13 protein-coding genes and 1 tRNA gene are annotated in these 12,740 nt (G+C 66.8%); 4 read left to right on the top strand and 10 right to left on the bottom strand.

The annotated features are described in order from the left end of the window. Positions 1-493: 493 nt before the first annotated feature. Positions 494-568: transfer RNA gene (locus Q0071_RS11330), tRNA-Gly, on the bottom strand. Between the two features lie 203 nt (positions 569-771). Between Q0071_RS11330 and Q0071_RS11325 the strand changes: the two genes are divergently transcribed. Next, on the top strand, positions 772-1,680 hold the full coding sequence (locus Q0071_RS11325; RefSeq protein WP_298169025.1) for a tetratricopeptide repeat protein: 909 nt from the start codon (positions 772-774) through the stop codon (positions 1,678-1,680). A 3-nt stretch (positions 1,681-1,683) separates the two neighbouring features. Then, positions 1,684-2,310 carry an LON peptidase substrate-binding domain-containing protein gene (locus tag Q0071_RS11320; RefSeq protein WP_298169023.1) on the top strand — a complete coding sequence of 209 codons (627 nt, stop codon included), beginning with the start codon at positions 1,684-1,686 and terminating at the stop codon, positions 2,308-2,310. Between the two features lies 1 nt (position 2,311). On the opposite strand, the gene Q0071_RS11315 is transcribed toward Q0071_RS11320, so the two are convergent. The 7 genes from Q0071_RS11315 to Q0071_RS11285 all read right to left on the bottom strand — a co-directional run bounded on the left by Q0071_RS11315 (position 2,312) and on the right by Q0071_RS11285 (position 7,418). Further along, positions 2,312-2,932: a MarC family protein gene (locus Q0071_RS11315; protein ID WP_298169021.1), complete on the bottom strand. Its 621-nt coding sequence runs from the start codon at positions 2,930-2,932 to the stop codon at positions 2,312-2,314. A 4-nt stretch (positions 2,933-2,936) separates the two neighbouring features. Beyond that, positions 2,937-3,731 carry a hypothetical protein gene (locus Q0071_RS11310; RefSeq protein WP_298169019.1) on the bottom strand — a complete coding sequence of 265 codons (795 nt, stop codon included), beginning with the start codon at positions 3,729-3,731 and terminating at the stop codon, positions 2,937-2,939. Between the two features lie 45 nt (positions 3,732-3,776). After that, on the bottom strand, positions 3,777-4,670 hold the full coding sequence (gene folD, locus Q0071_RS11305) for a bifunctional methylenetetrahydrofolate dehydrogenase/methenyltetrahydrofolate cyclohydrolase FolD (protein ID WP_298169017.1): 894 nt from the start codon (positions 4,668-4,670) through the stop codon (positions 3,777-3,779). A gap of 26 nt (positions 4,671-4,696) precedes the next feature. Beyond that, positions 4,697-4,996 carry a YggT family protein gene (locus Q0071_RS11300; RefSeq protein WP_298169014.1) on the bottom strand — a complete coding sequence of 100 codons (300 nt, stop codon included), beginning with the start codon at positions 4,994-4,996 and terminating at the stop codon, positions 4,697-4,699. Positions 4,997-5,151: 155 nt separating this feature from the next. Continuing rightward, positions 5,152-5,478: a hypothetical protein gene (locus Q0071_RS11295; RefSeq protein WP_298169012.1), complete on the bottom strand. Its 327-nt coding sequence runs from the start codon at positions 5,476-5,478 to the stop codon at positions 5,152-5,154. Positions 5,479-5,726: 248 nt separating this feature from the next. Beyond that, on the bottom strand, positions 5,727-6,665 hold the full coding sequence (gene argB / locus Q0071_RS11290) for an acetylglutamate kinase (RefSeq protein ID WP_298169009.1): 939 nt from the start codon (positions 6,663-6,665) through the stop codon (positions 5,727-5,729). A 42-nt stretch (positions 6,666-6,707) separates the two neighbouring features. After that, positions 6,708-7,418 carry a queuosine precursor transporter gene (locus tag Q0071_RS11285; RefSeq protein ID WP_298169006.1) on the bottom strand — a complete coding sequence of 237 codons (711 nt, stop codon included), beginning with the start codon at positions 7,416-7,418 and terminating at the stop codon, positions 6,708-6,710. Between the two features lie 87 nt (positions 7,419-7,505). Here Q0071_RS11285 and Q0071_RS11280 point away from each other — a divergent pair, with 87 nt between their 5' ends. Next, positions 7,506-8,756, top strand: a complete 1,251-nt coding sequence (locus Q0071_RS11280; RefSeq protein ID WP_298169003.1) for a nucleoside transporter C-terminal domain-containing protein — start codon at positions 7,506-7,508, stop codon at positions 8,754-8,756. 4 nt (positions 8,757-8,760) lie between these two features. Further along, positions 8,761-9,171: a hypothetical protein gene (locus Q0071_RS11275; protein ID WP_298169000.1), complete on the top strand. Its 411-nt coding sequence runs from the start codon at positions 8,761-8,763 to the stop codon at positions 9,169-9,171. Here Q0071_RS11275 and Q0071_RS11270 read toward each other — a convergent pair. Together Q0071_RS11270 and mutS are read right to left on the bottom strand one after the other, a co-directional pair. Then, positions 9,133-10,104, bottom strand: coding sequence for a hypothetical protein (locus tag Q0071_RS11270; protein WP_298168997.1), 972 nt, complete (start codon positions 10,102-10,104; stop codon positions 9,133-9,135). The two genes, Q0071_RS11275 and Q0071_RS11270, sit on opposite strands and share 39 nt — an antisense overlap. Beyond that, on the bottom strand, positions 10,101-12,671 hold the full coding sequence (gene mutS, locus Q0071_RS11265) for a DNA mismatch repair protein MutS (RefSeq protein ID WP_298168994.1): 2,571 nt from the start codon (positions 12,669-12,671) through the stop codon (positions 10,101-10,103). The genes Q0071_RS11270 and mutS overlap by 4 nt, the downstream gene beginning before the upstream one ends. Positions 12,672-12,740 lie beyond the last annotated feature (69 nt).

Here is a 12,740-nt window from a genome sequence, read left to right as displayed (position 1 = left end):
CTGCAAATCCGGCGACACCGAACCGTTGTCCAATGTTTAGGAGACTTGTGCTCGGGCGAGCCGAACGCCGGCACAAGCGCGCCGGGCGTTCCTGCATGATGGAAGCGTCACAGCCAACGCGGCTGTGCCGACGAGCGAGCACGAATATCAAACCGGCCAGTCTCTCGTTATGACTGCGGGACCAAAGGGGCAGGTCAGAGAGTCTGATCACTCTCACCAGTTCTCTCGTGTAGCTGGTGCCAACGGGAACCATAAGGTGGCCTCGCGAGGCGAACACCTGCCCTGATGGACCACACTTGTCCGAAGTTGGCGTCGGATCTGCCTGCTGAATAGGAAGATCATGGCGTCACAGCCGCCCATTCATCTGCTGGACGCTGAAATCCAACGGCCCGTCGCGCTTACATTTCGCTTACATCAAGCGGCCGGTTGCCAGCTGTAAGCACAGCACTCTCTGAGCGTGCGCCATCGAGTATTTGAATTTCCAAAAGGAAACTGGAGCGGGCGAAGGGATTCGAACCCTCGACCCCAACCTTGGCAAGGTTGTGCTCTACCCCTGAGCTACGCCCGCTCGTGCGTTTCGGATCGGGCTGCCTGAAGGCCCCCGACCGGGGTGAAGCGCGCCCTTAGCTTCATGGGCTGGCCCGCGCAACAGCAAAAATGCGCGCAGGCCCTATCGCTTGCCCTCTTGCCCGCAAATGCCCTTGCCGAACTGCCCTCGCTTCCCACATGGGGGCAACACATTCTTTCACGTTTCAGCGCGGAGACCGACCAGTGGCAAGCCTTGGCCTCAATCTCGAAGAGCAGAAAGCGGTGGACCGCTTCCGCAAGGCCGTGGTCGAGCCATCGATGACCAAGCTCGTCGTGCTCGATTTCTGGGCCGAATGGTGCGGGCCGTGCAAGGCGCTCACCCCGCTGCTTGAGAAAGTCTGCGGCGAATACGCCGAAAAGGGCGTGGTCCTCGCCAAGATCAACGTGGATGAGGAACAGTTCATCGCCGCGCAGTTCCAGGTGCGCTCGATCCCCACGGTCTACGCCATGTTCCAGGGCCAGCCGGTGGCTGACCTGACGCCGGCGCGCAGCGAATCGCAGCTGCGCCAGATGCTCGATCAAATGCTCGCGCGCCTTCCGATCCAGGCGGGGGACGAACCCGCGCAGGATATCGCCCCGCTGCTCGCCATGGGTGAGGAAGTGCTCGCACTTGGCGACGGCGAACGTGCGGTCGGCATCTTCTCCCAGATTGCGGAAATCGCGCCGGACAATGCCGCCGCCCACTCCGGCCTGATCCGCGCGCTGCTTTTGGCGGGTGACAAGGCGGCGGCGGAGGACGTCCTCGCTTCGCTCGATCCCAAGCTGGCGGAAGACCCGGCGCTGGCGCAGGCCCGTTCCGCGCTCGCGCTCGCTGCCGATGCGCCCGAGCCCAGCGAGCTCGACGGCCTGCGCGCCGCCGTCGCCGCCAATCCGGACGACATGGACGCACAGCTCGCACTCGCCAACGGGCTCTATGCCGCCGGTGACCGCGATGGTGCGGCGGGCCTGCTCCTCGCCATGGTCGCGCGCGACCGGACGTGGAACGAAGGCGCCGCGCGCACCCGCCTGCTGCAGATATTCGAAGCCATCGGCCTTGAAGATCCGTGGGTTGCGGCCACCCGCCGCAAGCTTTCCACCGTGCTTTTCGGCTAAGCCATGGCGCAGGACAGCAGGCCGGTGCGCCTCTCGATCTTCCCGCTCACGGGCGCGCTGCTCTTCCCGGGGCTGCAGTTGCCCCTGCACATTTTCGAGCCACGCTACCGCTCGATGATCTCCGATTCGCTGGTGCGCGACCGGCGCATCGCGATGATCCAGCCGCAGGGCCAATATGATGGCGCCCCGCTGTTCCAGATCGGCTGCGTCGGCAAGATCGGCGAAGTCGAGGCGATGGAGGACGGGCGCTACAACGTCATCCTCGAAGGCCTGTCCCGCTTCCGCCTGCTGCGCGAACTCGATGTGACGACGCCCTTCCGCCAGGTCGAGGGCGAACTGATCGAGGATGACGCGGGCGCCAGCCTCAGCGCGGTCGAACGCGCCTCGTTCGAGCGCGAGGCGCGCCGCTTTGCCGATGCGCAGGGCTATTCGGTCGATTGGGATTCGGTCGGCCGGCTCGATGATGTCTCGCTCATCAACGGCGTCTCGCAAATCGCCCCGTTCGATGCGGCCGCCAAGCAGGCCCTGCTGGAGGCTGACAGCCTTGCCGCGCGGTGCGAGCTCCTCGTCCAGCTCATGCAATTCTTCGGCCGCCGCGATTCGGACGATGGGCGGGTGACGCTGCAGTAATCTAGAACTGGGCCCTGATCCCGTCGATCACGAATTGCGCGGCAAGCGCGGCGAGCAACACACCCAGCAGCCGGGTGATAACCGCCTCGACCTGCGAGCCCAGCGCCCGGATGATCGGGCGCGCGGCGACCAGCGCGATGAAGCTCAGCAGCATGACCGCGCCGAGTGCCGCCAGTATCACCAGCGTCTCAGGCAGACCGTGCGCCCGCGCGGTGAGCAGCATGACCGAGGCGATCGAGCCGGGGCCGGCCAGCATCGGCATGGCCATCGGGAAGACGGAAACGTCCTCCACTTGTGGCTGCGCGGTGCGCACTTTCTCCGCCCGCTCCTCGCGCCGCTCGGTGCGCTTCTCGAACACCATGTCGATCGCGATCATGAACAGCATGATCCCGCCGGCGATGCGGAAGCTGTCGAGCTCGATATGCAGCGCGCCGAGCAGATCCTCGCCGAACAATGCGAAGACCACGAGAATGCCGCTGGCAATCAGGCATGCGCGCAAGGCCATGATGAAGGCCTGACGCGGCGTGGCCGAAGCCGTCAGCCCGGCGTAGATCGGGGCGCAGCCGGGAGGGTCGATCACCACGAACAGCGTTGTGAAGGCGGAAAGGAACAGCGCCAGCATTATCCTATCCCTCGTTCTTCGCCACTTCGGTGCGCTTCAGCACCTCGTTCATCTTGCCGTCCTGCCACATCCATACGGTCCATTCGCGCGTCCCCCCCGGCAGCACGGTGGAGCGCCAGACGAGCGTGCCGTCGATCGAGCGGCCGTCCTTGCTATCTGAGCCGGCAGGTGCGGCCAGCGCCGGGATCGGTCCGGCCAGCGGGCGAGGCGGCGGGGGCGGATCACCGCGCTTGGGCGTGGGTGGCGCATCGGCCAGCGGATCGCGGCGCGGGCGCGGCGGGCAATCGGCGACTTTGCCGGTGATGAAGTCGGCCCCGGCCAGCGGCGCAGTGAGATCACCGCCCTGATCGAGCACCCACTTGTAGTCACCCTTCTTGCGCTGGCGCTGCCACACGGTGGAGAACCAGCCGTTGCTGCCACCTGCCCGATAGCCGCCGAAGGTCACCCCCGCGCTGCCGTCGCAGCTCATCCAGACCGAGCTCGGCTGCCACTGCACCGCTTGCGGCGGATTGGCGCGGCCCTTGAGCCAGAGTTTGGCAGCCACGCGCTGCGGCACGAACATTTCCGCCTCGTCGGTGGCGGTCGCAGCAAAGGCGGTCCACTGGCCCTTCTCGCGCGCCAGCCGTGCAAACGCGCTCTCCGCTGCAATCAGTGCGCTGGGATTGCCGATGGGCGTGATGGCGCTGCCAAACCCCGGCGCCCCGCGAGGGTCCTGCGCCGCAACGGGCAGGGCGAGGGTAAGCAGGGCGGGGGCGAGCAGGGCGGGGGCGAGCAGGGCGAGGGGTACCGAGTGCTTCATGTGGCCAAGCCTAGAGCAGGCTGCCGGCAATAGAAAGGCAGCGCCTCAGATCGCGTCCGCTGCCAGCTCCAGCCCGGCGCCCCGATAGGCGGCTACGAGGGCATTGCGCAGCAGTACGGCGATTGTCATCGGGCCGACCCCGCCGGGCACCGGGGTTACCGCACCGGCCACTTCCATCGCGCCAGCATAGTCGACATCTCCGACCAGCCGCGTCTTGCCTTCCTCGGCGGCGGGCACGCGGTTGATGCCGACGTCGATTACGGTCGCACCGGGCTTGATCCAGTCGGCCTTGACCATTTCCGCTCGGCCGACCGCGGCCACCACGATGTCGGCGCGGCGCACCACTTCGGGCAGGTTCTTGGTGCGGCTGTGCGCGATCGTAACCGTGCAGCTTTCGGCCAGAAGCAGCTGCGCCATTGGCTTGCCGACGATGTTGGAACGCCCGATCACCACCGCATCGAGCCCGGAGAGCGAGCCCAGCCGGTCCTTCAGCAGCATCAGGCAGCCGAGCGGCGTGCAGGGCACGAAGCCCGGCTGGCCCACCGCTAGGCGGCCTGCGCTGATCACGTGGAAACCGTCCACGTCCTTGTTCGGGTTGATCGTGGAGATCACCTTCTGCTCGTCCATGTGCGAAGGCAGCGGCAGCTGCACAAGAATGCCGTCGACCGCAGGATCGGTGTTGAGTTGCTCGACCAGCGCGAGGAGATCGGCCTCCGGCGTTTCAGCGGGCAGGCGGTGCTCGAAGCTTGCCATCCCGGCCCCGATGGTCTGCTTGCCCTTGGAGCGAACATAGACCTGGCTCGCGGGATCTTCGCCAACCAGCACCACGGCAAGCCCCGCCTTGCGACCTGCTTTGGCTTCGAACGCGGCGGCAAGCTCTCCCACCTTCGCGCGCAGCGTTGCGGCAAACGCCTTCCCATCGATCATCGCGGCAGTCATTGCAGTACTCTCGGGTTGCAGTTGGATCAGTACGGCGTGGTCATGTCGGCGAGGAAGATGAGAACGCGGACAACCAGATCCAGGCCGAAGATCACGATCATCGGCGAGAAATCGATGGCTCCGGTGTTTGGCATCGCCCGGCGGATGGGATTCAAGAGCGGGTCAAGGATCGCACCCAGCGCTGTCAGCAAGGCCGAAACAACCTTGTTGCGCTGGCTCACCACGTTGAATGCGATCAGCATGCTCAAAATAAACGAAATGATTACAACGATCTGAAGCAGCTGAATAAGCTTGATCAGGGCCGCAATCAACGAGAACAACAGCATTACGCATTCCCTATGTCAGCAAGGAGTGCACGCTCCTAGCCGACCCTCTCCCGAAGCCACAAGGGGCCCCTCGCCGAACGACCGACGGCGATGGACAAACTTGTATGTGTTGCATACAAATTTGTCCAGAGCTTCCCGCATGCGAGTGCGGATTTTCAGAGCTTGAGCGTGGTGCCTTCGATGTGCCAGCGCAGTTGCTCCGACGTGGCACCGTCGACGTCGTTGACCCGGCGCAGCACGACTTCGCCGGTGATGATGCGCGAACCGTCGGTGATCGTGACCGGCGCGGTGTAGTAGATCGAGCCCGCCGCGCCTTCGCTTTCGCCCTTGCCAAAGGTCACTTTCGGATAGTGCAGCCCGGCCCACTGTGCCGCGAAGTCGGCCTCCGAAAGGCCGCTGCGCGCGCCCAGATCACCCCAGAAGGCGCGGACCACCACCCAATCGCGCGCCTCGATCGCATCGCCCCATGCGCGCAGGACCACATCGGGATCGCGCGAACCGGGAGGCCGGGCTGGCGCAGGCGGTGGCGGCGCATCAGGCGTTGCCGACGCATCCAGGGCAGGCGATTCCGCGGGGGAAACCGCCGGCGAGCCTGTGGGGGAAGGCGAAGGTGCAGGAGCCGGGGCTGTGCAGGCCGCGAGGGCGAGCAGGGCGGCAGCGCAGAGAAAGCGGTGTATCATGCAAGGCCAATGCCCCGCAGCCGCGCCGGTTCCCTGCGCCGCGCTCAGCTTCACGCGCGAATCAGTGTACCGGCACCGCGCGCGGTAAAGATTTCGATCAGCATCGCATGCGGCACGCGCCCGTCGAGCACGACTGCCGCCTCGCATCCGGCTTCCACCGCATGGACACAGGTCTCGAGCTTGGGGATCATGCCGCCGCTGATCGTGCCATCCTCTGCAAGGCGGGTGATGTCTGCCGGGGTGAGGTCGGTGAGCAGGCGGCGTTCCTTGTCGAGCACGCCCGGCACGTCGGTAAGCAGGAACAGCCGCGCCGCGCCCAGCGCCGCGGCGATCGCACCGGCCATGGTGTCGGCGTTGATGTTGTAGGTTTCGCCATCCTCGCCCACGCCGATCGGGGCGATGACCGGGATCATGTTGGCGCCGGTGATGGTGTCGATCACCGTGGTGTCGATCTTCGCCGGTTCGCCGACGAAGCCGAGGTCCACGACGATGGCTTCCCCGCTTTCGGCGTCGTTGATCGCCTTGGGAGCCTTCTTCGCCTCGACCTTGCGGGCGATCACCATGCCGCCGTCCTTGCCGGAAATGCCGATGGCCTTGCCTCCGGCGCGGGCGATCCAGCTTACCAGTTCCTTGTTGATCGCGCCGGCGAGGACCATTTCGGCGACTTCGGCGGTCTGCTTGTCGGTCACCCGAAGGCCATCGACGAAGCGCGATTCGATGCCGAGGGCCTTCAACATCCGCCCGATCTGCGGTCCGCCGCCGTGGACGACCACCGGATTGATGCCGACCGCCTTCAACAGCACGATGTCTTCGGCAAAATCCTGCGCGAGATCGGGATCGCCCATGGCATGCCCGCCATACTTCACCACGAAGGTCTTGCCCGCATATCGCTGCAGGTAAGGCAGCGCCTCGGTGAGCGTTTCGGCCTTGGCGAGCATCGCCTTGTGATGGGCGGCGTCGTCGGCTGCGGGATCGTGCGTGGTTGCCATGATGCGCCGCGCTTTGGACCAAGCAGCCCGAAGGTGCAATATTTAGCGCTGGCCGTCGAGCTTGCGGCCCAACTTGACGAAGGCCCAGATCAGCGGCGGCACCATGATCGTGGAGAGCAGCAGCTTGGCGGCGATCTGGCCCGCCATGATCTCGCCAATCGGCAGCGGCACGCCGGCAGCATCAGTTACCCCTGCGAACGAGATCGTGATGAAGATCAGCGTATCGACCATCTGGCTAAGGAGGCTGGCGATCCAGGCGCGCAAGATCAGCAGCCGCCCGCGCCCACCGGCAAGCCGCGAGAAGACGTAGACATTGAGCGTCTGCGAGGTGCCGTAGGAAATGAGGCCCGCAAACTGCATCCGCGCGCCTTGGCCGAGGAGGCGCGCATAGGCTTCCTGATCGCCCCAGAACGGCGCGGGCGGCACCACCTTGATCACGAAGGTGAGCAGCAGCATCGAGACGATCAGCGGAACGAAGCCGAAGCGCACCAGCGTGTTGGCCACATCCTGCCCATAGAGTTCAGCGACGGCGCTGGCCATGACAACCAGCAGCAGGAACGCGAAGATCCCGCTTTCGACCGCCAGATCGCCGAGCAGCGGCCAATGGCCGAGCGCGGCGATCTTGGTGCCGAGCACGCCGGCCAGCACGACAAGCCCGCCATAGAGCAGCGAAAAGGCGAAGAGCGAGGTGGGAATGCCCGAAGTTTCCGGCGATGAAGTTTCCGGCGATGCGGCGTGTGGCTGGTCTTGCATTGGCAAGGGTTAGCGGGATTTTGACCCTGCGCCAAATCCCGTTTAAGCCACGCCCGACTGGGTTTTCATGGGGAGCGACAGCCCGCGATGCGCGTTTTGATGAGCCTCGCCGGCATGGCGCTGATTCTGGCCGTGGCGGTTCTGCTGTCCTCCAATCGCAGGGCGATCCGGCTGCGCATCGTTGCCCCCGCCTTTGCGCTGCAGGCCGGGTTCGCCGCGCTGGTGCTCTATTTCCCGCCGGGCAATGCCGCACTGCAGGGTGCAGCCGCCGGGGTGGAGGGTCTGCTCGGTTATGCCAAGGCAGGCGTTGCCTTCCTGTTCGGGCCGCTCGCCGATCCCGCGATCGGCGGGCGCAGCTTTGCCATCGCTGCGCTGCCGACGATCGTGTTCTTCGCCGCGCTGATTTCGATCCTCTATTATCTCGGGATCATGCAGCTGGTGATCCGCTGGATTGGCGGCGGTCTTGAGAAGATCACCGGCATCAGCCGGGTCGAGGCGCTGTGCGCGGCCTCCAACATCTTCGTCGGCCAGAGCGAATCGCCGCTGGTGATCCGGCCTTATCTCGCCGCGCTAAGCCCCTCGCAGATGTTCGCGGTGATGACGGTGGGCATGGCCGGCGTCGCGGGCACGATCCTTGCGGCCTATGCCGCGATGGGCATCCGGGTGGACTATCTGGTCGCCGCCGCGTTCATGTCGGCGCCGGGCGGCGTGCTGATGGCCAAGCTGATCATGCCCGATGTCCCGCCGCCTCTGCATGCGCACGATGATACCCCGCTGCACAATCCCCATATTGCCGTCTCCGCGCCGGACGAGGAACGCCCAGCCAACCTCATCATGGCCGCAAGCCAGGGCGCGCAGACCGGTGTGCGGCTCGCCGTCGCCGTGGGCGCGATGGTGCTGGCCTTTGTGGCGCTGGTGGCGATGGCGAATGGCATATTGGGCGGGATCGGCGGGTGGCTGGGCTATCCCGGCCTCTCGTTTCAACAGATCCTCGGCACCGTGTTCGCGCCGGTCTTCCTCCTCCTCGGCGCTCCCAACTGGGCCGAGGCGGCGCAAGCCGGGGGTCTGTTCGGCACCAAGATCGTGCTCAACGAATTCGTCGCCTTCATCGATCTCGGCACGGCGAAGGACCTCAGCGCGCACACTGTCGCCATCGTCACTTTCGCGCTGTGCGGCTTTGCCAATTTCAGCTCGATCGCGATCCAGATGGCGGTCTCGGGCAGCCTTGCGCCCAACCAGCGCCCGGTGATCGCCAGGTTGGGGCTCAAGGCGCTGGCCGCCGGCGCGCTGAGCAATCTGATGAGCGCGGCGCTGGCGGGCATGTTCCTCAGCGTATGAACCCATGACCGGCCCTGCCGCGATAAGGGCGGGCACCACCTATGGTGTGATCGGCTTCGGGTTTGGTTTCGTGTTTGGCGTGGTGCGGACCTTGCTGGTTGCCCCGGCCATCGGTGCGTTTGCTGCGGTCGCCATCGAAACGCCGCTAATGCTGGCAACCTGTGCGCCGCTAGCGCGGTGGTGCCTTCGGCGCTGGGCTGTGTCCGGGCCGGGAGAGGCGCTTGGGATGGGACTTGCGGCCTTTGCGGTGTTGATGGTTTGTGAGGTGCTGCTTGGGCTGGCACTGGGTCAAGCCCCATCCGCGATGTTTGCCGCGCTGGGCAGACCGGCCGGTTTGCTTGGCCTTGCGGGACAGATCTGCTTCGCTCTGCTGCCGCTAGGCTGGACGGCGGCGCAGCGCCTCCCGCGCCAATAGCGGCAAGCCGAGCAGTACGAACGGCGCGGCCATGAAGCCCCAGTAGCCGTTGTCCGGCCGCCCGAACACAGTGAGCGCGGCGAGGAAGCCGGCGCTGCCGATGGCGGCGGTGCGCTCCATCTCGCGGCCCCAGCGCAGCATTGCGGCGAGCGAGGCGGCGACTGTCACGAGAATCAGCGGGCCGGGCAAGCTGGTCAGCACGAGATTGCGGCGCAGCGCGTCGATTACCAGCGGAAGGCCGCCGAAACGCACCCAGCCTGGCGAGGTGAGATCGCCGGGCACGACCTGCGCGGCCACCAACCAGGAGTGGATCAGCCAGAGCCCGCCCGCCAGCGCGATGGCTCCGAGCGCCATGAGCGCGCGCTTCCCGTCGCGCTGCCACAGCGCCATGAGGAGGATCGCCGCAAGCCACGCCAGCGCCGTCTCGCGCACAAGCACGGCCAGCAGCGCAAGGCCCACCGAGAGCCAGGGCCGCCGGTGCGCGGCGAGCGAGAGCATGATGAGCAGCACGCTCCACTGCTCGTGAAGATAGACGTTGTCCGGAAAGAACGCACCGAACAGCCCGGCGACGGCAAGCGCCACCACCGACAGCGCCTCGGCCGGTGGACGATCCGCAAGGCTCTGCCTGAGCGCGATCAATGCGCCGAACAGCAGCGCGATCAGCGCGGCGGTGCGCGTTACCGTGCTCGGCAGCAGCGCTAGCATATAGGTCATCGTCGGCGGGCGCACCGCGAGCGCTGGCTGGACCGGATAGGACCGCTCGCGCTGCGCGGCCATCGTAGCGGGGTAGAAATTCTCGCCCCCGCGCACGCGTTCGACCACGGTGCGGTAGAGTTCCTGATCGAGCTGGACGGGCTTTGCGGGCGGCTTCGCGGCGAGCGGCACCGCAAGGCAGGCCAGCAAGGCCAGCAAAAAGGCGCGCCAGACTCTCACAGCTCGCGTTTCAAATCATAGAGCAGATCGAGCGCCGCGCGCGGGCTGAGCGAATCAATGTCGATAGAAGCCAGCTTCTCGCGCAGCGCATCCACTTTCTCCTCCGCCGCCTCGATCGCTGCGGCGAACAGCGGCAGGTCGTCGAGCCCCGCTGCCAGCCCGCCGGTCGCGGCGCGGCCCTTTTCCAGCCGGTCGAGCACAGACTTCGCGCGCTTCACCACTGGTGCCGGAACCCCCGCGAGACGCGCGACGGCAAGGCCATAGCTCTTGTCCGCCGGGCCTTCCGCAAGCTCGTGCAGCAGCACCAGATCGCCCTTCCACTCGCGTGCGCGGACGTGATGCAGCGAAAGCGCGTCGCAGGTTTCGGCGAGGCGCGCGAGTTCGTGGTAATGCGTTGCGAAGAGGCAGCGCGAACGGTTCGCTTCATGCACGGCCTCGGCCACGGCCCAGGCGAGCGCAAGCCCGTCGTAGGTCGACGTGCCGCGCCCCACCTCGTCGAGGATCACGAAACTGCGCTCGCCTGCCTGCGCTAGGATCGCGGCGGTTTCGACCATCTCGACCATGAAGGTTGAACGCCCGCGCGCCAGATTGTCTGCCGCGCCGACGCGGCTGAACAGGCGGTCGACGATCCCGATCTCCGCCGCCTCCGCCGGTACGAAGCCGCCCGCCTGCGCGAGGATCACGATCAGCGCGTTCTGGCGCAGGAATGTGGACTTGCCGCCCATGTTCGGCCCGCCGATCAGCCACAGCCGGTCGCGCGGGGTGAGCGTGCAATCGTTGGCGACGAAGCGCTCGCCGCGTGCCGCGAGCGCGGCTTCCACCACCGGATGCCGCCCGCCACGGATGGTGAGCGCGGTATCTTCGCTAAGGTGCGGCAGGCACCAGCTGCCTTCCGCCGCGCGCTCGGCCTGCCCGGCGGCCACATCGATGCGCGCGAGTGCCGCCGCCGTCATCGCAATCGCCTCGCGCGCGGCTACGGCGCGGGCAGTCAGATCCTCGAAGTGTGCTTCCTCGGCCGCCAGCGCATGCCCGCCCGCCTCGGCGATGCGGCTCGCTTCCTCATGCAGCGCCAGCGCGTTGAAGCGCACCGCGCCCGCCATGGTCTGGCGGTGGGTAAAGCCGCTATCCGGTGCCATCAGCCGATCGGCATGGCGCGCCGGCACTTCGATGAAGTAGCCCAGAACGCCGTTGTGCCGGATCTTGAGTGAGGGCGTCCCGGTCTCCTCGCGGTAGCGCGCCTCCAGCGCGGCGATGGCGCGGCGCGAGTTGCCCGCCGCATCGCGCAAGGCATCTAGCGCGGCGTCATAGCCTGCCGCGATAAAGCCGCCGTTGGTCCGCTCGGTCGGCGGTGCGGGGACGAGCGCGCGGGCGAAGAGATCGATCAGCGCGCCGTGGCCGCCCAGCGCGGGGATCAGGCTGTCCGCCAGCGCAGGCCGGTCGGCGCGCGCCGCGAGGAGCGCCTGCAGGCGCTGCGCCTCGCTCAGGCCATCGCGCAGCTGACCGAGATCGCGTGGGCTTCCCCGGCCCGCCACGATCCGCCCCAGCGCGCGGCCCACATCCGGCGCGGCGCGCAGCACGGCGCGCAAGTCGCCGCGCAGCAGGGGATCGTCGTGCAGCCAGCTGACCAATTCGAGCCTTGCCCGGATCGCGGCAAGATCGGTGAGCGGCGCGGCGAGGTCTTCTGCAAGCAGCCGCGCACCCGCGCTTGTCACGCAGCGGTCGATCGCCTCGATCAGGCTGCCCTTGCGCCCGCCGCTGCTGGCGGAGAGAATTTCGAGGCTGGCGCGCGTCGCCTCGTCCATCGCCATGAAGGCACCGGCCTCGCGCACCACCGGCGGCAGCAGCAGCGGCAGGTTGCCGCGCCCGACATGCTCGAGATAGTCGATCAGCCCTGCGGCCGCCGCCAGCATCGCGCGGCTGAACGCGCCGAAGCCATCGAGTGTGGCAACGCCGTGCAGCGCCATCAGCCGATCCGAACCGCGCTGCGAATCGAAGGCGCGGGCCGGGCGCTCGCCAGCCTCGGGCAGATCGAGTCCGGAATCCTCGGCCATGACGAGCTCAGTTGCGCCGAGCCGGGCAAGCGCGGCGGGGATGGCCTCGGGCGCGCATTCCTCCAGCTCCATCCGCCCGGTGGAGATGTCGCAAGCGGCAATTCCGGCAACCCCGCGTACGGCGCAGACCGCCGCCAGCACATTGGCCCGGCGCGGTTCGAGCAGTGCGTCTTCGGTGAGCGTCCCCGCCGTCACGAAGCGGACGATATCGCGCGCCACCAGGGCCTTGGAACCGGCGCGTTTGCGCGCTTCCTCGGGCGTTTCGGTCTGTTCGGCGATGGCGACGCGGCATCCGGCGCGGATCAGGCGGGCGAGGTAGCTTTCCGCCGAATGCACCGGCACGCCGCACATCGGGATCGGCGCGCCACCATGTTCGCCCCGGCTGGTGAGGGCAATATCAAGCACGCTGGCAGCGATCTTTGCATCCTCGAAGAACAGTTCGAAGAAATCGCCCATGCGGTAGAACAGCAGGCAGCCTTCGGCCTGCTGCTTCAGCGCAAGATATTGCGCCATCATCGGAGTTGGGGCATGGGAGTTCACAGCCGCCGTGGCTAGACCACGCGCGCAGGTTTCTCAAATGATCGA

It is taken from the genome of Novosphingobium sp. (genome assembly GCF_027486195.1).
Classification (GTDB): domain Bacteria; phylum Pseudomonadota; class Alphaproteobacteria; order Sphingomonadales; family Sphingomonadaceae; genus Novosphingobium.
Note: the sequence above shows the minus strand (reverse complement) of the source record. Positions and strands in the feature narration are given on the sequence as shown.

Excerpts from the sequence above, each read along its gene's own strand:
- Q0071_RS11320 (WP_298169023.1), top strand. The coding sequence starts at position 1,684 with ATGGCGCAGGACAGCAGGCCGGTGCGCCTCTCGATCTTCCCGCTCACG.
- Q0071_RS11315 (WP_298169021.1), bottom strand. The coding sequence starts at position 2,932 with ATGCTGGCGCTGTTCCTTTCCGCCTTCACAACGCTGTTCGTGGTGATC.
- Q0071_RS11310 (WP_298169019.1), bottom strand. The coding sequence starts at position 3,731 with ATGAAGCACTCGGTACCCCTCGCCCTGCTCGCCCCCGCCCTGCTCGCC.
- folD (WP_298169017.1), bottom strand. The coding sequence starts at position 4,670 with ATGACTGCCGCGATGATCGATGGGAAGGCGTTTGCCGCAACGCTGCGC.
- Q0071_RS11300 (WP_298169014.1), bottom strand. The coding sequence starts at position 4,996 with ATGCTGTTGTTCTCGTTGATTGCGGCCCTGATCAAGCTTATTCAGCTG.
- argB (WP_298169009.1), bottom strand. The coding sequence starts at position 6,665 with ATGGCAACCACGCACGATCCCGCAGCCGACGACGCCGCCCATCACAAG.
- Q0071_RS11285 (WP_298169006.1), bottom strand. The coding sequence starts at position 7,418 with ATGCAAGACCAGCCACACGCCGCATCGCCGGAAACTTCATCGCCGGAA.
- Q0071_RS11280 (WP_298169003.1), top strand. The coding sequence starts at position 7,506 with ATGCGCGTTTTGATGAGCCTCGCCGGCATGGCGCTGATTCTGGCCGTG.
- Q0071_RS11275 (WP_298169000.1), top strand. The coding sequence starts at position 8,761 with ATGACCGGCCCTGCCGCGATAAGGGCGGGCACCACCTATGGTGTGATC.
- mutS (WP_298168994.1), bottom strand. The coding sequence starts at position 12,671 with ATGATGGCGCAATATCTTGCGCTGAAGCAGCAGGCCGAAGGCTGCCTG.